This window comes from Streptomyces agglomeratus (assembly GCF_001746415.1).
Taxonomy (GTDB): domain Bacteria; phylum Actinomycetota; class Actinomycetes; order Streptomycetales; family Streptomycetaceae; genus Streptomyces; species Streptomyces agglomeratus.
Map to the genome: position 1 here is coordinate 7,278,219 of NZ_MEHJ01000001.1, position 20,291 is coordinate 7,298,509.

The following is a 20,291-nucleotide window of genomic DNA, read 5'->3' on the forward strand; positions in this document are numbered from 1 at the left end:
AGTTCCGGCTCTCTTCAACCTTGCTGAGGCATTATGCGCTGCGTTATCGCCCGTTTTCCTTTCGACCTGGTCAAAAGCGACGTCCAGGAGTCGATGAAGGGCATCAAGCCCGAGCCTGTCACCGGCGAATCGGTGATCATCGGCCGTCGTCACTACCCCGTGAAGCAGGTGGGAGAAGTCATCACCGGTCAGGACCGCCGTGACTTCAGCGCCGGTGAAGTGACCCGGGCGCTGGCCCGCCTCGGCTTCACCTGCCGCGCGGTTCCCGCGCCGGTCGTACCGCCCGTCCTCACCCCGCTCGAGACCGCTTCCGCGCTGCTGGGCGAGCCCGAGCGCGTCTGACACCGGGCCCTGCCTGGCAGGCCGCCCCGGCGGCCGGTCAGCGTGCGACGTACACGATCCACACCTGGCCGGGGGCGAACGTCATGCGCTCGCCGTCCGCCGCGGTGAACGTGGTCCGCGACCCGGCGTCGTCCCTCGACCACCGGGTCTCGTACGCCTTGCCGTCGCGCAGGACGGTCGCGGAGCCGGAGCCCACGGTCTCGGTGAGCGGTGTCCTGTTGCCCGAACGGTCCCCGAAGTCCGACGGGCGCACGGTCACTTCCTGCATCACGACGGTCGCAGCGGCCAGCCGTTCCCCCGCGGCCGTAAGGGCAGGGGCACCGTCCATCGTCACCAGCCAGCGCTCCTGGTCCGCCGACCAGGTGAAGGCGAAGCCCGCTGCCGGATAGCGAACCGTACGCTCGCCCGTGGGTGCGCCGCCGGACGGGGCCGGACCGAAGCGCAGTCCCATGTCCTCGGCGGCGTTCGTACCGGAAGCGCGGTACGGAGTCTTCCCGGGCCGCAGGTACAGGTTGTGCGGCGCCGGCCGGTCGCCGCCCCGGAAGTACGCGTCCGGCGCGTCCGAGGGGGAGAGCGCGTCCAGCGGCGCCGCCTCGATGAGTGGCATCAGCCGGCTCTGAGCGCCGGAGTAGGCGAGCGTCGGCCGGTTGTACTGCCGCAGCAGCTCCAGGTCCGTCTCGCGGGCGCTGCGCACCGGCCCCACGACTGGCGGCACGGCGGACGAATAGACAGCCAGTATGCGGCTGAGACCGGCTTCCACCTGCTCCAGGTAGACGATGTCCGCCCGCTCCAGCCCCGTCGGCGGCCGGGCCGCCCCGACATTGTCGATCTTCACCGCGAGGACGCGGGCGCCGGACGATACCCGGCTGTCCGCCGGAGCGGTGGTTCCGTCGGTGCCTCCGCTTCCGCCGCCGCACGCCGCCATGAGCAGCAGCGCCAGCGTGGTGAGTGAGGCCGCGGCTGCGCTCCTCGCGCCGGCTGCGTTCATGGCTGCCACCTTCCGGGTCGCACGCGGGACGCACCGCTCCGTGACCGCAGCGACGACAGCTCCCTCATCCATCATCACGCCACCACGCGGTTGCCGGTTCTCGCGGCACCGCTTCGGGAGCGGCTGTTACCCGGCTCGCTCGGCGCTCACCGGGTACGGCGCAGGGGATGAGGGCGCATCCTGGGTAAGTGACGATGCGAGACAACGGCGGCGGGCGGAAGGAGCCCGGGATGCGCGCGACCGAACCCGTCCCTGCCCACCCCGGTCGCCCGGGCGGCGCTCCTTCCACGCCGGGGGGTCTGCTGGACCTGCTGAGCGTCGCGGCCGTCGTGCTGGACGCGCAGGGGCGGATCGTGCTGTGGAGCCCCCAGGCCGAGGATCTGTTCGGTTACTCCGCCGAGGAGGCACTCGGCAGGTTCGCGGGCCGGCTGCTGGTGCAGGAGCAGCATCTGGAGCTGGTCGACGGGCTGTTCGAGCAGGTCATGGCGGGAGGGGCGGGCTGGGCCGGCGTCTTCCCGATGCGTCACCGGGACGGCAGTACGCGCCTGGTGGAGTTCCGCAACATGCGGCTGGAGGACGACCGCAAGGACCTGTACGCCCTGGGCCTGGCCACCGACCAGGCCACTCTGCACAGCCTGGAGCGCGACCTCGCCCTGTCCACCCGACTGGTGTCGCAGTCCCCGATCGGACTGGCGGTCGTGGACACGGATCTGCGCTACGTCACCGTGAACCCGGCACTCGAACGCATCAATGGCCTGTCCGCCGCCGAACATGTCGGCCGGAGCGTCCGGGAAGCCCTCCCCTTCCTGGACACCGAGTCCATCGAGGCGGCGATGCGTGAGGTTCTGGCCGACGGTGTCCCGATCGTCGACCGTGAGTCCGTCGGGCGCACCCCGGCCGACCCGGACGAGGAGAAGGCGTGGTCGGTGTCCTTCTACCGCCTGGAGGGGTCCAGCGGGAAAGTGCTCGGCGTCGCCACCTCCGTCGTGGACGTCACCGAGCGGCGGCGCGCCACGATCGAGGCGTCCCAGGCCCGACAGCGTCTCGCGCTCGTGGCCGACGCCTCCATCCGTATCGGTACGACGCTCGACCTCGACGAAACCGCGCGCGAGCTGGCGGACGTCTCGGTGCCGGAGCTGGCCGACGTGGCCGCCGTGGACGTACTCGACAGTGTCCTCAACGGCCGCTCGCCCGTGACGGCGCACAGCGGCCCCGCGGTGTTCCGTGCCCTGGCCGTGGCCAGCGCCTACCCCAGCGAGGCGGTACGCGCGGCCGACCCGCCGGGTGAGGTGGCCCGCTACGAGGCCGACCGGCTGGTCACCCGGTGCGTGAACACCGGCCGGCCCGTCCGCGTGTCCCACGTGAGCGGCGACGACCTGCTCTGCATCGCCCGCAGCCCCGAGGCCGCCGGACTCCTGCACGCCGCGGGACTGCACTCCTACCTCGCCGTGCCGCTCATCGCGCGCGGCAAGGTGCTCGGCGCCCTCGACCTCAAACGCACCCGAAACCAGGAACCCTTCAGCGCCGACGACGAGGTGCTCGCCGGCGAGCTCGCCGCGCGGGCGGCGGTGTGCATCGACAACGCGCGCTGGTACCGCCAGGCACGCAACACCGCCCTCACGCTCCAGCGCAGTCTCCTTCCCGAGCGGCCGCCGCACCAGCCCGGCCTGGAGATCGCCAGCCGCTACCAGCCCGCACAGCTGGCCGACGAGGTGGGCGGAGACTGGTTCGACGTGATCCCGCTGACGGGCGACAAGAGCGCTCTCGTGGTCGGCGACGTCATGGGCAGTGGCATCAGCGCCGCCGCCACCATGGGCCAACTGCGCACCGCGACCCGTACCCTCGCCGAACTCGACCTCGCGCCGGATCAGGTGCTGCACCATCTCGACCGCATCACCGACCGCATGGGGCAGACCATCACCACGTGCATCTACGCCGTCTACGACCCCCACGAGGGCCGGTGCGTCCTGTCCAACGCCGGCCATATGGCGCCCGTCCTGATCCGCCCCGGCCGTGCCCCCGAACTGCTGGACCTGCCCACCGGCGCCCCGCTGGGCGTCGGCCAGGTCACCTTCCACACCACCACGCTGGCCCTGAATCCCGGCGACAGCCTGGTCCTCTACACCGATGGCCTGGTCGAGACGCGCGACCAGGCCATCGACGAACGTCTGGACGCCCTTCTCGCCCACCTCAGCGCGCCTCCCGGATCGCTGGAGGAGACCTGCGACCTGCTGTTGCACGCCCTGCGCCACCCGGGCGACCACGACGACGTGGCGCTGCTCATCGCCCGGGCCACGGCCATGTCCGGCTGAGGGCCCCGGTCCCGCGAGGAACCGGAGCCCGTCGCTCACGCGCCGGACGCGGCCACTCAGGGAAGCGTCCACCTCTGGTTGGGGCCGGTGTGGCAGCTCCACAGGTGCAGGCGCGTGCCGTCGTTCCAGGTGGCGCCCTCGGCGTCGAGGCACTTGCCGGACCGCGGGTTGCGGACGGTGCCGTCCGGCTGGGGCTGCCACTGCTGAGCGCCGGTGCCGTTGCACGTCCACAGCTGGATCTTCGTACCGTCGGCGGTCCCGCCTCCGCTGACGTCCAGGCACTTGTTCAGCGCGCGGAAGGTGCCGTCACCCGGCAGCGACCACTTCTGCGCGGCGCCGCCGTTGCACGTCCACAGCTGGATCTGCGTGCCGTCACCGGTCGCGCCGCCGGCGACATCCGCGCACTTGCTGCTGACGCCCCTGATCTCACCCGTGCGCGGACCCGGCGGCGTACCGCCCGACGTCCTGACGCGGATGTTGCGGAAGGACACCTGGTCACCGTCGCCGTGGTTCTGGATCCCGATGTGCCCCTGGCGCGGGCTGCGGGCGGGGTCGGTGTTCGTGAAGTCGTTGACCTTGCGGCCGTTCAGGAAGACCTCCAGTCGTTCGCCGGTCACGCGGATCTCGTACGTGTTCCACTCGCCGGGAGGATTGAGCGCCGCGTCGCGTACGGCGAGGTCGGCGGACTTGAACCCGTACACCGATCCGGTCGTGCGGTCGGCGCTGTCGGTGGCGTCGATCTGGATCTCGTACCCGTTGTCGACCGCCGACCACGGGTCGTCGGACGCCGGGAAGCCCACCATGATCCCGGAGTTGTCGTCCCCGTCCATACGCCAGTCGAGCTTGAGCGCGTAGTCGCCGGTGAACTCCTGGGCGGAGTACCACAGCATGCCCAGTCCGCCCTGTGATGTCAGCGTCCCGTCGGCCAGCGTGAAGGAACCCGGACCGGCCTGCTTCCAGCCGGTCGTGCCCGTACCGTCGAACAGCGGTGTGTACCCGGTCTCCGGACGGCAGTCGGCCTCGGTCATGCCCGCCGCCCACCGGATGCCGCCGAGCAGGTGCCTGCGGAAGGCCGGCTCGGTGTACGACTCGTCCGTGTGGCCGCCGCCCGTGTAGAAGGCCCGGCCGCCCTCGTAGCCCTTGCACCAGGAGATCGGATGATCACCGGACATGTTGCCGCCGGAGTAGCTGGACTCGTCCAGCGAGGCCAGGACACGGGCCGTCGTACGCGGGTTGGTGCGGTAGTTGTACCACTCGTCGAAGCGCTGCCAAGTGGCCCCGAGGTGGGCGGTGGCGTCGTGGGCGCGGTCCTCCACCCGGACCGTGGCCGTCTGGTTGTGCGGGTGGGAGTGGAACAGGGCCCCGGCGAGCCCGGCGTAGAACGGCCAGTCGTACTCGGTGTCGGCGGCTGCGTGGATCCCGGCGTATCCGCCGCCGCCCCTGATGTACTGCTCGAAGGCTGTCTGCTGCGTGCCGTTCAGCACGTCCCCCGTGGTGGAGAGGAAGACGACGGCTTTGTACTGCGCGAGGTTGGCGGTGGTGAAGGCGGCGGAGTTCTCCGTGGCGTCCACCGTGAAGTTGTGCGCGCCGCCGAGCTCGCGCAGCGCGGCGAGACCGTCGTCGATGGAGCCGTGGCGGAAGCCCGCCGTCTTGGAGAACGCGAGGATCTTGTACGCCGGATCGGTGGCGGCAGCGGCCCGGACGGCGGTACGGGCGGACTCGCCCGGTGCCTCCGCCCGTACCGGTGCCTGGGCGCCCCCGGCGACAGCGGGCGCGGCGGCCACACACAGCAGCGCTCCCGCGAGCCAGCAGCCGGCGTTGGTGAGAGTGGTACGCATATCGGTCGTGCCTCCTCTCCTGCTACGGCAGGGTCCACTTCTGGTTCGCTCCGGTGTGGCAGGTCCACAGATGGGTGCGCGTGCCGTCGTTCCAGGTGCCGCCCTCGGCGTCGAGGCACTTGCCGGACCGCGGGTTGCGGACGGTGCCGTCCGGCTGGGGCTGCCACTGCTGAGCGCCGGTGCCGTTGCACGTCCACAGCTGGATCTTCGTACCGTCGGCGGTCCCGCCTCCGCTGACGTCCAGGCACTTGTTCAGCGCCCGCAGTGTCCCGTCGCCCGGCAGCGTCCACCGCTGCGCGGCTCCGGCGTTGCACGTCCACAGCTGGACCTGCGTCCCGTCGGCGGAACTCCCGCCCGCGACATCCAGGCACTTGCTGTTCACACCCTTCACCTCGCCCGTCCGCTCCCCGGCGCCCGCAGTGGTGAACCGGAAGTCGTCGACGTCGAAGAGCGCGCCGGGACCGCCCTTGAAGACGAGGTACAGCGTCGTCGTTCCGGCGGGCCGGTTCGTCAGCGCGGTACTGACCTCCTGGTATGCCTCCCATCCGCCGGTCAGGGGCACGGCCGCCGTGCCCAGCACCGTGCCGGTGGGGGAGCCGGCCCGTACCTCAAGGGTGCCGCCGACACCGGCGGAGGCGACGCGCGCCGTGAACCGGGTGGCGTCGTCGAGTGCGTACGGCTTGAAGGAGATCCAGTCGCCGTTGTCGATGTGGCCGACCGTCTTTCCGCCGTGGGCCGGTGTGTGGCTGACGACCTGGACGCCCGACGAGTCGCCGTAGTGCTCACCCTGGCGGTGACTGGGCTGGCTGATGTGCTGGGCGTGGGTGGTCAGGGCGGGCTGGCCGTTCGCCCCCTTGTCGGTGTACTCCGCGTCCCAGACACCGAAGATGTTCGCGTTCGGGTCGTGTTCGCCGTCCGCGATGGTCTGTACGGTGCCGGAGCACCCGGTCGCGGAGGTCTGCGGGTGGCCGTGGCTGTCGTGCCCGACGATGAACGTGATCTTCACCTTGGAGCAGTCGACGGACGCGTCCTCCGGGTCGGTGACGGTCACCTTGTACGGCACCGCCGCACCCGGATCGATGATGCGGCCGTCCACCGGCAGCTCCAGCTTGACGGTCGGTGCGGTGTTGCCGACGGTCACCCGCACGGAGGCGGTGGCGCTCTTCCCGGTGCCGTCGGAGACGGTCAGCTCGGCGGTGTACTGCCCGTTGGCCGTGTACGTGTGGGAAGGGTTCGCGGCGGTCGACGTCCCGCCGTCGCCGAACTTCCACGCGTAACCGAGCGGGTCCCCGTCCGGGTCGGAGCTGCCGGCCGAGGAGAACGCCACGGTGAGCGGCGCCTTGCCGGAGGTGCGGTCGGCCTTGGCCTGGGCGATGGGGGAGCGGCCCCCGGTGACGTGCTCGATGCGGTACAGGGCGGAGTTCGCGTCGCCGTTGAAGTAACCGGTGCCGTAGTCCAGGACGTACAGCGCCCCGTCCGGGCCGAAGGCCATGTCCATCACCTGGGTGCCGCTCCAGGGGAAGGCGTTGACGGACTGCACGGTTCCGTCGGCGCCCTGCGCGATGCGCTTGATCCACTTGCGGCCGAACTCGCCGGCGAAGAAGTTCCCGTCGTAACTCTGCGGGAATTTCACGTCGGAGGGCGAGGAGGCGTCGTACCGGTAGACGGGCCCGCCCATGGGCGACTCCGACCCGCTGCCGAACTCGGGTACCGAGCCGCCGTCGTACGGGATCCAGGCGGGCTGCGCCGGAGGCAGGTCGGTGAGGCCGGTGTTGCGGGGCGAGGTGTTCTTCGGGGCGGCGCAGTCGAACTTCGCGCCCGAGGTCCCGCCGGCGAAGTCGTAGTCGGTGTACGCGTCGTTCTTGCCGGTGCAGTACGGCCAGCCGTAGTTGCCGGCTTTGGTGATGCGGTTGAACTCGACCTGCCCGGCAGGCCCCCGGGAGGCGCTGGCGGTGCCCGCGTCGGGCCCGTAGTCGCCGAGGTAGACCGTGCCGGTGGCCTTGTCGACGCTCATCCGGAACGGGTTGCGGAAGCCCATGGCGTAGATCTCGGGGCGGGTCTTCGCCGTGCCCGGGGCGAAGAGGTTGCCCGAGGGGGTGGAGTACGAGCCGTCCGCGTTCACCTTGATGCGCAGTACCTTGCCGCGCAGGTCGTTGGTGTTGCCCGCCGAACGCTGGGCGTCGTACGCCGGGTTGCGGGAGGCCCGTTCGTCGATCGGCGTATAGCCGTCGGAGGCGAAGGGGTTCGAATCGTCCCCGGTGGTGAGATACAGGTTGCCCTGCGCGTCGAAGTCGATGTCGCCCCCGACGTGGCAGCAGATTCCGCGCGAAGCCGGTACGTCGAGAATCTTCTTCTCACTCGCCAGGTTCAGGGTGCCGTCGGCGGCGAGGGAGAACCGGGAGAGCCGGTTCACGCCGTCGAACGGGACGAAGTCGGCGGCCGTGCCGTCGCCCGGGGCGTCGCCGCCCGGAGTGGTGAGTTTCGGCGCGTAGTAGAGGTAGACGAGGCGGTTGGAGGCGAAGCCGGGATCCACGCCGACGCCCTGGAGCCCCTCCTCGTCGTGGCTGTAGACATCGAGCTTGCCCGCGACCCTGGTCGTGCCCGCCGCGTCCGTGAGCCGCAGTGTTCCGTCGCGCGAGGTGTGCAGTACGGAGCGGTCGGGCAGGACCGCCATCGTCATGGGTTCGCCGGTTTCCGCGACGCCCTTGGCGAGGGTGACCTGCTGGAACTCCTCGGCCGCTGCCGACTTCGCTGTCCCGCGATCCGCGTCCGGGGGGGCCGCGGAGGCGGGTCCCGCGGGCGCCAGGAAGCCGGTGGAGAGCAGCGCGGCGAGCAGGAACGCCGGGACCGGACGGGGTCTGAACGGTTTTTTGCGCACAGAAGTCTCCCGGAGGGGGTGGGGGCCGGCGGACCAGGAGGTCGGTCCTGCCGGGGGGAGCCAGGCGCGCGCCGTCGCGCCGGAAGGTCACCGGACACGTACGCATGTCCGGTTCATTTCAAGGAAGTTAGCGGGCCCCGTCCTCTCGCGTAACCCCTTTCGCAGCCGCATTCCCTACTTCTTCCGCACGCGGACAAAGTGACGGGGACGGCCTTCACCCGCCCGGTGCCGGAGCCGGTGGCGGGGGACGTAGCATCCGGCCATGACAAGCATCGTCCTGACTCCGTGGTGGCTCCGGCGGCGCCCCGTCGCGGCCGGCGCCGGCGAAGCCCCCGGATCGGTGGCCCCCACGGCGATACTCGACTGGCGTCACGAGCGCGTCCAGCGGCTGCTCGCGGACGCCCGGTCCGCCGCCCCGGAGACCGGCGAACGCCCGCTGCTGCTCGCCGCCCACCGCCTGATCGGCGAGCGGGTGCACGCGGTCTACGCCCTCGACGACGCGCAGCCCGCCTCCCGGACGCTGGGCCTGCGCCGCGGATCGTGCAGCCAGCGTCTCGCGGTCCTCGAAGCGGTCGCCCGGGCCGGCGGAATCCCCACCCGCGTACGGGGTCTTCTGATCGACGGCTCGTTCTGGTATCCGCGCTTTCCGCGGCTGCGCCGCCTGGTGCCGGACACGGTCGTGCTGGCGTGGCCCGAATTCCGGTTGGGGCAGGAGTGGGTGGGCGTCTCCGAGCTGTACGCGCCCCTGGGCGCCCTCGGCCGGACGAACCCGGCCGGGTTCACGAACACCGGATCGCAGACACTCTTCGAGGCGCTGGCATCGACCGCCGTGGACTGGGACGGCTCGACCTGCGGAGCGGACGGCTGCTCGTCGTACGACCTGTCGGCGGTGGTACGGCGGGACCTCGGGCGCTTCTCCTCGCGGGACGAGCTCTTCGCCGCCCACGGCCAGACCCTGTGCCCGCCCGCCAGGATCGTCGCGGGTGCGCTGCTGGGCCGCCGCTCCGCGGCCTGACCGCCGGACGTGCGGCGCCCCGGCCGGGTTCCGGCCGGGGCCTCCTCGTACACGGGACGACCGGTCAGAAGGCGAACAGCGCGGCGTCCGCCAGGCCGCCCTCCATCTGGCAGCGGTTGCCGAAGGTGGTCGACCACGAGACCTGCTTGCCCTGCCACACGCCTTGGGCGGTGATCACGACCGGGTCCCACTCGCGCGTACAGGTGCGTCGCGGTGCCGGGTCGATCAGGCCGGCGAACTGGCCGTCCGCCCGGTGCAGTTCGGCGCAGGCCGCCTCGGGCGCCGGGTGGGTGCCGCCGGGGCCGGGGGCGCAGCTGAGCGTCACGGCGCGTGCGACCGTCGCCGTGCCGGCCTCCTCGCCCATACCCATGCTGAGCACCAGGGCGGAGGGCGCGTAGAGGCTGGCCGTTCCGGCCGGCTCCGCGTGCGCCGGGCTCGCGGCGGCCGTGCTCGTCAGTGCGAGGACAGCGGCCGCGCCGACGGCTCCGAGGGTGGTCCGGATGTGACGCATGAATGAATCTCCTCTGATTGCGGATGAGTTGCGGAGGTGTTGCGGTGAGGAGTGTTGCTGACGCGGACAGTGAGTGCACACCGATCACCACATTCCGGCCGTACACGATCGGAACGCCATGACCGAATGGTCGTTCGGGCAGCTCGGGGCCGGTGCGCGGGTCACCTCGCGAGGCGTCCATCATCTGGACAGCCGATAGTGGTACAACTCAAAACGACCGCCTGACCTGCGGCTTCGAGGAAGTGGTTCATTCCTCACCCACGCCGCTTCGACTGGAAAGCATCGCTTCCGGGGCAATGGGCGCGGTAGACGACAACGTGCGCGGAGCACACTCCGCGCGACCCGCGACGGTGGTGCCGCCCTGTCCTGCGCGACGTACCGGCGGCCCTACAGTCCGAGTCCCGTCGAAGGAGCCGCCATGCCCGTCGGACCGCCCCCCGCGAAGAAGAGACTCCCCGCCGTCGCCGTACTGCTGGCCCTGCTGGCCGCACTGCTCGGTGCGGGCTAAACCTCCGCGCCTCCCGCCCGCGCCGCCTCGCTCACGGAGGTCACCGGCTTCGGCACCAACCCCGGCGCTCTGCGCATGTTCCGGTACGTGCCCGACGGCCTGCCGGCCGGGCGGCCCCTCGTGGTCGCCTTACACGGGTGCACGCAGTCGGCCGCCGCGTTCGACGCGGAGACCGGCTGGGCGGCCTGGGCCGACCGCTGGGGCTTCGCGCTCCTGCTGCCCCAGCAGCAGTCGTCCAACAACCTCAACTCCTGCTTCAACTGGTTCGAGCCGGCCGACATCAGGCGCGGCTCTGGCGAGGCACTGTCGATCAAGCAGATGACCGACCGGATGAAGGCCGACCTGGGCAGCGACCCCGCCCGCGTCCACGCCACCGGGCTGTCCGCCGGCGCCGCCATGACCAACGTCGTGCTCGCCGCGTACCCCGACGTCTTCGCCTCCGGAGCGCCGGTCGCCGGCCTGCCGTACGCCTGCGCGACAACGGTCGCGGCCGCCTACACCTGCATGAGCCCGGGAACCAGCCTCTCGCCCGCCGCGTGGGGCGACAAAGTGCGCGCCGCCCACCCCGGTTACATGGGCCCCTGGCCGACCGTCTCCGTGTGGCAGGGGACCGGCGACACCACGGTCGTGCCCGCCAACATGACGGAGACCGTCGAACAGTGGACGGACGTGCACCGCACGGACGCCACGGCCGACACCACGGACACCGTGGCCGGCTATCCGCACGCCGTGTACCGCGACAGCGCCGGACGGCCGGTCGTGGAGACGTACTCGATCACCGGTATGGGCCACGGCCAGCCCGTCGACCCCGGGACCGGCGGCGAGCAGTGCGGTACCGCGGGCGCCTACATACTCGACGTCAACCTGTGCGCCGCGTACCGCATCGGACAGTTCTGGGGCCTCGACGGCGGCACCCAGCCCCCCGGAGGCGGGACCAGGACGGTGGTCCTGCCGAGCCGGGCGGCCGACGACGGGTACGTGAAAGCGTCGGCGACCGGCACCGGGCCGGCCGTCGGCACACTGGAGGGCACGTACGGAGTCGCGGTGGGCCGGGGCTCGGACGGCCTGCACAACCGCGCGCTGCTCTCCTTCGACACCTCGCCCGTGCCCGACGGGGCGACCGTGAAGCGCGCCTTCGTGAGCGTCACGTACGCCAGTGGCAGCGGCGACCCCTGGGCGGCCGGAAACCGTATGGTCCTCGACGTCAGGTCCGGCTGCTTCGGCGCCTCGTGCGCGACCGGCGCCGACGACTGGAGCGCCGGCGCGTCCGCGTCCGGCGTGGCGGAGATCGGCCGGTTCGCCTCCGGCGCGGCGACGTCGACCGACTTCACGGCCGTCAACGACACGGGGACGACCCAGGTGCGCCTGCGCCTGACATCGGCCCCCGCCGCCACGGCGTACGTGTTCCTGAAATCGGGGGCGTCGGCGACGCTGACGGTGGAGTGGGAATGACTAGTGAACTGGTTTGGAGATCCTGTCGCAGTAGCGGCAGATGCGGTCGAGGATTTGGTCGGCGGTCTTGGTCCACTTGAAGGGCCTGGCCTCGTCGTTCCAGACCTTGATCCAGCTCTCAAGTCCGGCCTTGAGGTCGTCGAGGGAACAGAACACTCCGCGTGCGAGGCAGCGCCGTTCCAGCTCGGCGAACCACCGCTCGACCTGGTTGATCCATGACGAGTACGTAGGCGTGAAGTGCAGGTGGAAGCGGGGATGCGCCAGCAGCCACTTGTGCACCACAGGCGCTTTGTGGGCGGAAAGGTTGTCGCAGATCACGTGGACCGCCAGACCGGGATCGGTCTGGCGGTCGATCTCGTCGAGGAAGTCACGGAAGTCCACGGCCCGGTGCTGCGCGGACAGCTTCGTGATCACCTTGCCCGTCGCCGTGTTCAACGCTGCGAACAGATCGACGGTCCCGTGCCGGACGTAGTCAAAACTCCGCCGTTCGGGCACCCCGGGCAGCATCGGCAACACCGGTGCGGTCCGTTCCAGAGCTTGGATCTGCGGTTTCTCGTCCACCGCGAACACAGCCGCGTTGGCAGGCGGGGCGAGGTAGAGACCGACGACGTCACGGATCTTGTCGATCAGGAACGGGTCCGGAGAGATCTTGAAGGTCTCCGTCCGCCACGGCTGCAGGCCGAAGGCGTGCCAGATCCGCAGCACGCTCGCCGGCGAGATCCCCACCACCTTGGCCAGCTCCCGCTTCGACCAGTGCGTCCCGCCCGCGGGCACCTCCTCAAGAGTGCGGACCACCACCTCTTCCACCTGGGCATCGGTGATGGTCCGTGGCACCCCGGGCCGCGGCTCGTCGGCCAGCCCGTCGAGGCGGTCCAGCAGGAACCGCGTCCTCCATCTGGCCGCCGTCTTGCGCTCGATGCCCAGCCGCGCGGCCACTCTCGTGTTGTTCCATCCCCGCGCGCACGCCAGCACGATCTGCGCACGCTGAGCCAGACCCTGCGCGGTCGAACGCCGCCTGGCCCAGTCCTCCAACGTCGACCGCTCGGTATCCGACAGCACGACCGGCGGCAGCCTGGTGTCACCCATCCATTCAGCAGAGCCGCACAAAGCCAGCCACGTCAGGCGAACCCCAAGATCTGAAACAGAACACGACTCACGAGGCGAGCCCCGACCTCAAAACCAGATCACTAGCGGTGGTTTGTTAGACGGGGATGTAGAGGTCAAGTGGGTGGCCTGCGCCGACGGCGTTGATCAGTGCTTGGAGTTCGGGCGGTGGGGGTGCATTCGTCCATGCGTGCCAGCATCGTTGGAGGTTGGTCCAGGGAGCGAGCCAGGCGCGGACGGCTCGGATCGCCTTGGGCCAGCTGGCCGGTTGGGGCTGGTGGGGTCTGCTTGGGCCCCCTCTCAGCCGGTCCCGGCGGCGTCGGGGCGGGCGGGAGCGCAGGGACGGGGGCGGGTTCCCGGTCTGGCGGATGAGCGAACCAGGTGTCCCAGCAGAACGAGAACGCGCAGGTGACCAGTGTCTGGTGGCGGCGGATGGCGGTGTCGGAACGGACCTGGAAATCGGCCCATCCGAGTTCGTCCTTGACCTGTTTGTAGCTCTGCTCGATCCAGTGACGGATGCCGTAGATCCGCACGACTTCGTGCAGGTCAGCGGCGGGATGAGGGTGGTCGGCCTCACGGGGGCCGCCGGGGCGGGGCAGGTCGGTGGCCAGGTACCAAGTTGCCTGCGCGGGCAGGATGGCCGGGTCGGTGGTGGCCACGACCAGGCGGACGTTTCCGTCCGGACCCCACCAGCCGAGGTGGGCGTCGGCGGCCCACCAGGTCTCGGTGTGCCCGTTGCGGAAAGTCCGCTCAACCGCGGTCCAGTCCCCGGGATGCTCGGGATTGGTCCAGGTCAGTGCGCGTGCGGCGTCGACGGGGGTGTAGGCATCCTTGCCGTAGGCCCACGTGCCGTGGCTCGGCTTGAGGGCCATGACGAACGGCAGACCCGCCTCGCCGAGTTGCCGGCGGAAGCCGTCCTGGTCGCCGTAGGCGCAGTCGGCGGCCACGGCCCGGAAGGCCACCCCGGCAGTCTTGGCGGTGCGGGCGAGTTCGGCTGCGATCTGCAGTTTCGTGCGGAAGCCGGGGTCGCTCTTGCCGGCGGGGAAGTGACGGGCGGGGCTGTAGGGCACCGCGTGGAGCGGGTAGTAGACGCTCTCGTCGGCCCAGCAGGTCGTCACGGTGACGATGCCGTTGTCGGTCTTGCCCAGTCGGCCCAGCCACTGCCGCCCGACATGCGCGGTCGCGGTCCCGTCCTTGCGGTCACCCGAGTCGTCGATCACCAGTACCCCGCCCGCGTGCGGCTCGGTCGCCGGGTCGGCGAGCAGCAGTTCCAACCGGCGGGCGTTGATCTGCTCGTGGTCCCAGGTCGACTCGGAGAGGAAGAACTGCAGCCGCTGCACCGCCGGGTGCTGGGCTCCGGCCACGGGCTCGGCGCCGGCCAGGCAGGTCAGGGTCTTGTTGCGGTCCCGCGGCAGCAGCAGCCCGGCGAGGTACTCACGGAACCCGCGTCGCTGGGCCAGCGTGGAGAGCAGGTCATCGAAGCGTGCGGCGTAGGCTTCCAGCGGGCCAGGAGCCGGCGGGCACGGCACACGACGGGTCATCACAACCCCCAGGCAGCGAGGCGACTTTCCTCTCTACCGGCCTACCCCAACACTGACCCGCCGTCAACAAACCACCGCTAGGTCAGCAGCCGCAGCAGCTCGGCGCACGCCTCGCTCTCGCTCGCGTGGCGGGTGACGGCCTCGTACGCACCGCGTTCGTACACACCGGTCTCCCACGCCCCGCGCTCGTCCCGGCTCCTGGCCAGGTACACGAAGTCGGGGGGCGTGGGGGCCGGTTCGTGGACGCCCTCGATGCGGTAGTAGCCGTCGGGCACTCCCGCCGCGCTCAGCGCGGCCAGCAGTTCGTGGCGGTCCACGACGGCGGGGCTACGCGCCGGCCGGTTCGAGGTACTCGTGCTCCAGCAGCCACTTCACGTTCAGCCGCTGCCCCTCACCCGGATCCAGGAACGCCCGGTCGAGCTTGATCTGCTGCCCGCCGCCCGGCTGTCCGAACCACGGCGCGATGCTGCCCTGCCACACATAGAACGGCTTGGCCACCTTGTAGACGCGGTAGTCGCACGGCACCGACGGCTCACGGGTGTTCAGGTTCTGCGGCGGCAGGGCGCGCCGGGCGTACGGGTCGCCGGCGGGCGCCAGATAGGCCCCGAACTCCGAACCGAAACGGTCCAGGCGCTGGCCGCTCCGCAGCTCGGTGGGCGCCTTGTCCACCTCCCCGTTGACCTCACCGAACCCGTCGTTGGGCGGATACTTCCAGCCACCCGAGTCGGCGGGACCCTGCCAGTACTCCTTCAGGAATTCCTCCGACGACAGTTTCCCGGTCCGCTTGTAGCCCTTCAACAGCGGGCCCACCGGCTCCTCGTGCTTGTTCGGAAGCCACTTCGGCCCGAGCCGTGCGTCGTCCTCGTACGAGCCGGTGCACGGCCCGGGCCGGGAGACACCTGCGGCCCGCCCCTTCTCGTGCGGCTGCGGAGCGGCGCTCGCGGCCGGCGCGAGCACCGTCGCGGCGGTGATGCCGAGTGCGGCGAGTACGGTGCGGATTCGGTTCACTCAAGGTCCCCTCGGACTGCTGCGTCCAACACATGACGCGGCGCAGCGTAGTGGAGTGACTACGCCGCGCCGCGTCGAGTCCGTGAGGATCACCCGGAGGGGGACGGATTACAGCCAGTCCCGGGGCAGCGTCTCATTCCAGGTGCGGGAGAAGACCCGCCGCTCCCCCTCATAGCCGTCGAGGGTCGCGTCGACGAAGAACTCCGTCTCGCTGCACCGCAGTTCGGTACGGGTCTCCACGCGTACGTCCCAGTCGTCACGGCTGAAGCGCATCGTCCAGGCCGTTTCACCGCCGACGGAGGTGAAGTCGTCGGCGGTGGCCGTGTAGCGCTCGTAGGCACGGCAGCCCACGTCCAGCCCGATGTCGTCGATGCGCACGGTTCCCCGGTCCTTCACGATCTCCAGCGCGGAGTCGTACCCGATCAGGTCGCGCCTGACCTCCCAGCGCTGTTCGGGCGGGGACAGCCGCGTGGTCGTGATCGGAGGGGCGCCCTCCGGCTCACCGAAGGGGCGCTGCGGCAGCTCGTCCGGCTCCTCCGCCGGACGCACCGGCAGGATCAGCGTGCTGGAACGCTCGTGAACGCTCAGCAGCACCGGCCTGGGCGGCGGCCAGGCGAGGGGCCAGTACGACGTCGACAGGGAGAGCCGGATGCGGTGGCCGGGCGGGAAGACCTGGGCCACACCGTTGAGCTGCACGGTCGCGCGGTAGCGCCGGCCGGGCTCCAGCGGCTCCGGCTCGCCCGTACCGTCGCGGTGGGTCAGGTTCAGCACGCCGTACGTGACCCGGGTGGCACGCCCGTCGGGTGCGACGTCGGAGAGGCGGGCGGCGACGGTGGCCACCGGTTCGCTGACGGACAGGTCGAGTTCGACCGTCGGCGAGCCGAGGATCTCGACCGGCTCGTCCAGCGGCCCGGTGTCGAAGACCAGGGAGCCGCCGTCCTCCTCGCGCTGGTCGTAGGGCAGGTCCGGCGGGGCGTTGTACGACGCCCACTTGCCCGCGAACTGGCCCACGGACAGCGGCGACTGCACCGACATCACCCCGTCGCGGTCAATGTCGCCGTCGCTGTGACCGCTGTCCCCGCTGTGGTCGCTCTCGCCCCCCGGGGGCAGCGCCTCACCCGGCCTGACGAGGCGGTGCCTCAGCAGCGGGTGCGCGACGGCCTTGATGTGCGGCGACGGCCAGTGCGGCTCGCCGACCCACCGGCCGGGCCGCTCCTCGTACGACGTCGAGGGCGGCACGCTGTCCTGCATCCAGGTCTGGAGCATCGGGCCGTCCATGACGCCGTTGTCGACGCCCTTGAGCCAGTGGTCCCACCAGCGCACGACCTCCTGGAGATAGCCGATGGCCGGGCCGGGCTCGCCCAGGTGCGGGAACTTGTGGGACCAGGGCCCGATCAGACCCTTGCGCGGTACGTCGAGGTTCTCCAGCAGCCGCGTCACGGCGTTGGAGTAGCCGTCGGCCCAGCCGCTGGACGCGAGGACGGGGCAGCGTACGGCCGTGTAGTCCTCGCAGACCGACGCGTGCCGCCAGTAGTCGTCCCGGCGCTGGTGGCGCAGCCACTCCAGGACCCACGGACGCGTGTTCTCCATCCGCTCGTGCCACATGTCGCGCCAGCGGTCGCCCACCACCGCGGGGTCCGGCGGACACGTCGCGTACGCGAACATCGTCCCCGCCTCGGCGAGGTTGTCCGACAGCATCGCGCCGCCCATGTAGTGCATGTCGTCGGCGTACCGGTCGTCCGTGAAGGACGCGATGACGACGGCGCGCAGGCTCGGCGGCCGACGGGCGGCCGTCTGGAGGGCGGCGAACGCGCCCCAGGAGATGCCCATCATGCCGGTGCTGCCGTCGCACCATGGCTGCTCGGCCAGCCAGGCGAGCACCTCCTCGGCGTCGGCCTGCTCCCGCTCCAGGTACTCGTCGGCCAGAACGCCCTCGGAGTCGCCGGTGCCGCGCAGGTCCACCCGTACGCACGCGTAGCCGTGACCCGCGATGTACGGGTGATTGACCGAGTCGCGCACGGCCGTCAGGTCGCGCTTGCGGTACGGGATGCACTCCAGCACCGCCGGCACCGGTTCCCCGTCCGAGGAGACCGGGCGCCAGATGCGGGCGGACAGGCGTGTGCCGTCGGACATCGGGACGACGACGTGGTCTTCTTCCTTGGTCGCGTGCGGCAGATTGCTCACGAAACGCATACGGCGGGGCCGCTCCTCTCCCTCGGGTCCTTCACGTCCTCAGACGTTCTTCTGGTCGCGTCCGCCCGGTGTGGTCTCGTCGAAGGCCAGGCCCAGCGCCGCCACACAGCGGTCGTACTTCGTCCGTAGTTCCTCCTCGCTGTCCCCGCCGGTGAAGATGTGGGCCAGCTCGTAGCTGTAGCTGTCCTGCTGCGGCGTCTCGGACAGCCGCTGTCCCTCCTCGGGGACGACGTGGATCCGTACACCCGGGATCTCGCGCTCGATCCGCTCGATGTCCTCGGCCGTCGGCACCCGGCGCGCCGCACCGTCGGCGAACCACCGGTAGTACCACTTGGCCGCCAACTCGTACGGGCCGGCGCGGTGCGGAAGCGCCGGGTCCTTGCCCAGGGCGAGGCTGAGCATGCAGTGGTGGTTCGCGGCGCCGTCGACGTACTCGAACAGCTCGGCGTGCGACTGCGAGTGCCGGGGGTTGATCTCCAGCAGGTTGATGGCGTCGTTCTGGGGATCGTAGAAGTACTCGATGCTGAAGGTCGCCGCCTCCATGCCGATCTGCCGCATCACGCGCTCGGAGACGTCGTGCAGCCGGCGTACCACCGGCTCGGGCAGCGCGGAGGGGTACTGGTGGCGCAGGAAGCTGGAGGAGTCGGGGTAGTTGATCGAGTCCAGGACGCCGTAGACGGTGACCTCACCGTTGTGGACGTACCCCTCCACGGCGACCTGGATGCCGGAGAGCGCCTCCTCGGCCAGGCACACCTGACCGCCGACACCGGCCATCTCCTCGGGCAGATCGAGGCGGTCGAGGATGTACTCGAAGGGCCGGCCCACCCGGGCCACGCCCTTGCGGATCGCGTCGACCGCCTCCCGGAACTCCTGCTGGTCCTTGACGCCGAAGGCCAGCTCCGACGAGTACGACAGGGCGGGCTTCAGCCACATGGGGAAGCGCACCCCCTCGGGCGGCCGCGGATCGTCCGCCTCCATGTCGACCCGGCCGAAGCGCGGATGCTCGTCGACGACCTTCTGCTGTTCGAGCCGGCTCCAGTACTTGTGCTCGCACTTGACGACCGACTCCAGGCCGGTGCTGCGGGTGCCGTAGCGCTCGCCCAGCATCGGCACGAGCGTACTCACGGGGAAGTCCCAGTAGCCGACGATCGCGTCGATGCTGCCGTCGAAGCCGTCGAGTACCTTCTGGGCCTTCTCGAACAGGTCCGCCACCGACACCTCACCGTGCTGGAGCTCCTCGATGGTGAGCAGCGGGTGGTACGTGTACTCATCGGCGTCCGGCACCGCCCGCAGGGCCGGCAGATTGGCCTCGTCCAGGCCGAGTACGAATATGTTCTTGCGCTCGCTCACGTGCTCTCCTTCGTCGGCTCGTCCCGGTCGCCTTCCTCGTCAGACGCTTCTCACACATCTGGTCGGGGAAAAGTGGCCGGTCAGCCGCCTTCAGGAGGCAGGCCGCCGCTTCAGGAGGAGCCGCGGACGACGAGCTCGGTGGGGAGCACGATGTGCTGCCGCGGGGCGTCGGGATCGGCGATCTCCCGCAGCAGTGTGCGGGCGATCGTGGTGCCGATCTCCTCTATGGGCTGGCGCACACTCGTCAGGGGCGGGTCGGTGTGGCGGGCGAAGAACGAGTCGTCGAAGCCGACCACGGCCACGTCGTCCGGGACGCGCCGCCCCTGCCTGCGCAGTTCCATCATCGCGCCGGCGGCCATGACGTCGGACGCCACGAAGACGGCGTCCAGTTCGGGGGCCGCTTCAAGAAGCGAACGCATCGCGAGTTCACCACCGGCCTCCGTGAAGTCACCCGCCGCCACCAGCCGCGGGTCCGCCGCGCGGCCCGCTTCCTCCAGCGCGTCCCGCCAGCCCTGGAGCCGGGTGCGGCCCACGTCCATGTCCATCGGACCGGTGATCGTGGCGATCGCCGTCCGGCCGCGCGCGAGCAGGTGGCGGACGGCCGCCGCGGCGCCGCCGAGGTTGTCGGAGTGGACGTGGCTCAGCGGCTCGGTGGGGGAGCGGCGGCCGGCGAGCACGGTCGGCAGTCCCATGTCCTCCAGCAGGCCGGGCAGCGGATCGTGCTCGTGCACCGACACCAGGAGTACGCCGTCCACGCGCCGTTCGGCGACCGAGTCGGTGAGCTGGTCCTGCTCGCCCTTGTCGCGTACGAGCATGAGCTGGAGCTGGGTCCTCGTCTCGGCCAGCGCGGTGCTGACGCCGCGGATGACGGCCGAGAAGTAGGGCTCCGAGCCCAGGCGGCTCTCGGACTCGGGGATCACCAGGGCGACGGAGTTGGTCCTGCTGGTCACGAGACCGCGGGCGACGGAGTTCGGTACGTAGTTGAGTTCGGCGATCGCTGCCAGGACGGCGGCGCGGGCCTCGTCGCTGACGAGGGTCGAGCCGTTGATGACACGTGAAACGGTCGTACGCCCGACTCCGGCTCGTGCGGCCACGGTTTTGATGGTCGGGCGCTGCCTTCCCCCCATGGCTTCCTCCTAGTAGAGCGGTGTCCCGGCGCCGTTCACCAGCGCATTGTGCCAGACGGTCCGGGGCCGGCGCGGGGCCCGGCGGAACGTCTCCGACATCCGTACGCAACGAAGTCGATTCAAG

At 70.7% G+C, this 20,291-nt stretch carries 15 protein-coding genes; 4 read left to right on the forward strand and 11 right to left on the reverse strand.

Translation table 11 applies throughout. The features are described 5' to 3' along the window. Positions 1-33 precede the first annotated feature (33 nt). On the forward strand, positions 34-342 hold the full coding sequence (locus tag AS594_RS31840; RefSeq protein ID WP_069775260.1) for an SCO5918 family protein: 309 nt from the start codon (positions 34-36) through the stop codon (positions 340-342). A gap of 37 nt (positions 343-379) precedes the next feature. On the opposite strand, the gene AS594_RS31845 is transcribed toward AS594_RS31840, so the two are convergent. Continuing rightward, positions 380-1,330 carry a DUF3048 domain-containing protein gene (locus AS594_RS31845; RefSeq protein ID WP_069775259.1) on the reverse strand — a complete coding sequence of 317 codons (951 nt, stop codon included), beginning with the start codon at positions 1,328-1,330 and terminating at the stop codon, positions 380-382. A 230-nt stretch (positions 1,331-1,560) separates the two neighbouring features. On the opposite strand from AS594_RS31845, the gene AS594_RS31850 reads away from it, so the two are divergent. Beyond that, positions 1,561-3,642 (forward strand): SpoIIE family protein phosphatase, encoded by a 2,082-nt coding sequence (locus tag AS594_RS31850; RefSeq protein WP_069775331.1) that lies wholly within the window; start codon positions 1,561-1,563, stop codon positions 3,640-3,642. Between the two features lie 56 nt (positions 3,643-3,698). Here the strand turns inward: AS594_RS31850 and AS594_RS31855 are convergent, their stop codons facing one another. Together AS594_RS31855 and AS594_RS31860 are read right to left on the reverse strand one after the other, a co-directional pair. Continuing rightward, positions 3,699-5,480, reverse strand: coding sequence for a ThuA domain-containing protein (locus tag AS594_RS31855; RefSeq protein ID WP_069935637.1), 1,782 nt, complete (start codon positions 5,478-5,480; stop codon positions 3,699-3,701). Positions 5,481-5,502: 22 nt separating this feature from the next. Then, complete coding sequence (locus AS594_RS31860) at positions 5,503-8,316, reverse strand: PQQ-dependent sugar dehydrogenase (RefSeq protein ID WP_420877907.1); 2,814 nt, start codon at positions 8,314-8,316, stop codon at positions 5,503-5,505. A 304-nt stretch (positions 8,317-8,620) separates the two neighbouring features. Here AS594_RS31860 and AS594_RS31865 point away from each other — a divergent pair, with 304 nt between their 5' ends. After that, a complete protein-coding gene (locus tag AS594_RS31865; protein WP_069935639.1) occupies positions 8,621-9,373 on the forward strand; it encodes a transglutaminase domain-containing protein in 753 nt (250 codons plus the stop codon). Between the two features lie 64 nt (positions 9,374-9,437). On the opposite strand, the gene AS594_RS31870 is transcribed toward AS594_RS31865, so the two are convergent. After that, a complete protein-coding gene (locus AS594_RS31870) occupies positions 9,438-9,884 on the reverse strand; it encodes a subtilase-type protease inhibitor (RefSeq protein WP_069935640.1) in 447 nt (148 codons plus the stop codon). Between the two features lie 583 nt (positions 9,885-10,467). On the opposite strand from AS594_RS31870, the gene AS594_RS31875 reads away from it, so the two are divergent. After that, positions 10,468-11,844 (forward strand): extracellular catalytic domain type 1 short-chain-length polyhydroxyalkanoate depolymerase, encoded by a 1,377-nt coding sequence (locus AS594_RS31875; RefSeq protein WP_107393241.1) that lies wholly within the window; start codon positions 10,468-10,470, stop codon positions 11,842-11,844. Here the strand turns inward: AS594_RS31875 and AS594_RS31880 are convergent, their stop codons facing one another. From AS594_RS31880 to AS594_RS31910, 7 genes are all read right to left on the reverse strand, one after another. Next, positions 11,845-12,930 (reverse strand): IS630 family transposase, encoded by a 1,086-nt coding sequence (locus AS594_RS31880; protein WP_069774131.1) that lies wholly within the window; start codon positions 12,928-12,930, stop codon positions 11,845-11,847. It abuts the gene before it with no gap. Between the two features lie 134 nt (positions 12,931-13,064). Further along, complete coding sequence (locus AS594_RS31885; RefSeq protein ID WP_069774837.1) at positions 13,065-14,489, reverse strand: IS701 family transposase; 1,425 nt, start codon at positions 14,487-14,489, stop codon at positions 13,065-13,067. Between the two features lie 77 nt (positions 14,490-14,566). Beyond that, positions 14,567-14,806, reverse strand: a complete 240-nt coding sequence (locus AS594_RS31890) for a hypothetical protein (protein ID WP_069775251.1) — start codon at positions 14,804-14,806, stop codon at positions 14,567-14,569. Between the two features lie 10 nt (positions 14,807-14,816). Further along, positions 14,817-15,497: a TNT domain-containing protein gene (locus AS594_RS31895; RefSeq protein WP_069935641.1), complete on the reverse strand. Its 681-nt coding sequence runs from the start codon at positions 15,495-15,497 to the stop codon at positions 14,817-14,819. 108 nt (positions 15,498-15,605) lie between these two features. Further along, positions 15,606-17,690: a CocE/NonD family hydrolase gene (locus AS594_RS31900; RefSeq protein ID WP_069775249.1), complete on the reverse strand. Its 2,085-nt coding sequence runs from the start codon at positions 17,688-17,690 to the stop codon at positions 15,606-15,608. A gap of 39 nt (positions 17,691-17,729) precedes the next feature. Beyond that, positions 17,730-19,040, reverse strand: a complete 1,311-nt coding sequence (locus AS594_RS31905; protein ID WP_069935642.1) for an ATP-grasp domain-containing protein — start codon at positions 19,038-19,040, stop codon at positions 17,730-17,732. A 110-nt stretch (positions 19,041-19,150) separates the two neighbouring features. Continuing rightward, complete coding sequence (locus tag AS594_RS31910; RefSeq protein WP_069775246.1) at positions 19,151-20,167, reverse strand: LacI family DNA-binding transcriptional regulator; 1,017 nt, start codon at positions 20,165-20,167, stop codon at positions 19,151-19,153. Positions 20,168-20,291 lie beyond the last annotated feature (124 nt).

What these genes read in the sequence shown, in the direction of transcription:
- AS594_RS31900 (WP_069775249.1), bottom strand. Translation starts at nt 17,690, where the DNA reads ATGCGTTTCGTGAGCAATCTGCCGCACGCGACCAAGGAAGAAGACCAC.
- AS594_RS31885 (WP_069774837.1), bottom strand. Translation starts at nt 14,489, where the DNA reads ATGACCCGTCGTGTGCCGTGCCCGCCGGCTCCTGGCCCGCTGGAAGCC.
- AS594_RS31880 (WP_069774131.1), bottom strand. Translation starts at nt 12,930, where the DNA reads ATGGGTGACACCAGGCTGCCGCCGGTCGTGCTGTCGGATACCGAGCGG.
- AS594_RS31845 (WP_069775259.1), bottom strand. Translation starts at nt 1,330, where the DNA reads ATGAACGCAGCCGGCGCGAGGAGCGCAGCCGCGGCCTCACTCACCACG.
- AS594_RS31910 (WP_069775246.1), bottom strand. Translation starts at nt 20,167, where the DNA reads ATGGGGGGAAGGCAGCGCCCGACCATCAAAACCGTGGCCGCACGAGCC.
- AS594_RS31850 (WP_069775331.1), top strand. Translation starts at nt 1,561, where the DNA reads ATGCGCGCGACCGAACCCGTCCCTGCCCACCCCGGTCGCCCGGGCGGC.
- AS594_RS31870 (WP_069935640.1), bottom strand. Translation starts at nt 9,884, where the DNA reads ATGCGTCACATCCGGACCACCCTCGGAGCCGTCGGCGCGGCCGCTGTC.
- AS594_RS31865 (WP_069935639.1), top strand. Translation starts at nt 8,621, where the DNA reads ATGACAAGCATCGTCCTGACTCCGTGGTGGCTCCGGCGGCGCCCCGTC.
- AS594_RS31840 (WP_069775260.1), top strand. Translation starts at nt 34, where the DNA reads ATGCGCTGCGTTATCGCCCGTTTTCCTTTCGACCTGGTCAAAAGCGAC.
- AS594_RS31855 (WP_069935637.1), bottom strand. Translation starts at nt 5,480, where the DNA reads ATGCGTACCACTCTCACCAACGCCGGCTGCTGGCTCGCGGGAGCGCTG.
- AS594_RS31875 (WP_107393241.1), top strand. Translation starts at nt 10,468, where the DNA reads ATGTTCCGGTACGTGCCCGACGGCCTGCCGGCCGGGCGGCCCCTCGTG.